The following is a 1,307-nucleotide window of genomic DNA, read 5'->3' on the forward strand; positions in this document are numbered from 1 at the left end:
GGTAGTGTCGAGAAAGTTGGTGTAGAGCCCGATCCGAAGCGAGTCGGCCCGGCGTCCTGGAATCTGGAATACGGTTGATATCCTATGCCGCCTCGACCCTGTCCGCAAGCTCGAGGCCGGACTCGAGCATCTTCCTGGCCTCCGCCTCAAGCCGCGCCCAATCGACGGGACCGTCGATTCCCCGAGTGCGACCGTCATCGTAGAGCTTGTTCATCCTCGCCTCCGAGAAGTACCTGGACTCCTGCCATATCTCGTCCTGCTCGCACATGACCGCGCCCGCGAGCCGCACCAGCGAGCCCGTGGAGGGGAACACCTGCACGACGCGCGACCTGCGCTTTATCTCCCGGTTGGTCCTCTCCTGCACGTTGTTGGTGCGCAGGCGCTTCCAGTGGGTCGGCGGGAAGTCGAGGTAGGCCAGCGCGTCGGGCTCGGCCTCCTCCAGCACCGCCGCCGCCCTGGGGCAGCACCCCTCCAGCATGTCGCACGCCGCGTGGTACATGGCCGTCACGGTGGCGGCGTCGCGCCCGCGGAACACCTGCGACACGATCCTGCCCACGCGGCGCCTGAGCTGCCAGGAGCCGGCCTCGCGCATGCAGTCGCGCATGAGGTGGACCGCGCAGCGCTGCCACGCGGCGCCCTGGAAGACCTCGCCGAGCGCCCGGACGAGCCCCGGGTGGGCGTCCGAGACGACGAGCCGCACGCCCGCCGCCCCGCGCGAGCGGATGGCCCGCAGGAAGGCGAGCCACGAGTCGTAGGACTCGGTGTCGACCACGTCGACGCCCAGGACGCGCCTCCAGCCGCCCGCATCGCAGCCGATGGCGGTGACCACGGCGGTGGAGGCGACGCGCCCCTCGCGGCGGCACTTGACGTAGGTCGCGTCGAGCCAGACGTAGGGCACCGGCGAGCCGCCGAGCGGCCTTCCGCACAGGTCCTCGATGTCTGCGTCCAGGCTCGAGGCGATGGCGCTCACCTGGTCCTTCGAGAGCCTGGAGACGCCCATCTTCTCGGCCACCCTCTGCACCTTGCGGGTGCTGGTGCCCGTGGCGTACATCTCGGCGACGGCGGCAACGAGGGCGCGGTCGACGCGCTGGTAGCGCTCGAGCACGTCCTCAGGGAAGAAGCTGCCGGAGCGCAGTTTGGGGATGCGCAGCGTCAGCGTGCCGACGCAGGTGGCGAGCGACCTCTCGCGGTAGCCGTTTCGGCTGTTCGCCCCACCACCGCACAGCTGGTCGGCCTCGGCGTCCATCACTGCGTTCACGACCTGCTCGGCGAGACGCCTGAGCAGCTCCTGCATGTCGATGGCGCCG

At 69.9% G+C, this 1,307-nt stretch carries 1 protein-coding gene; it reads right to left on the reverse strand.

Annotated features, from left to right (window positions below):
• Positions 1-82: 82 nt before the first annotated feature.
• On the reverse strand, positions 83-1,307 hold a 1,225-nt coding region (locus tag KSY82_RS10165; RefSeq protein WP_217751121.1), incomplete at its 5' end, for an IS256 family transposase.

Source organism: Collinsella aerofaciens (assembly GCF_019131995.1).
GTDB classification, from domain to species: Bacteria; Actinomycetota; Coriobacteriia; order Coriobacteriales; family Coriobacteriaceae; genus Collinsella; species Collinsella aerofaciens_S.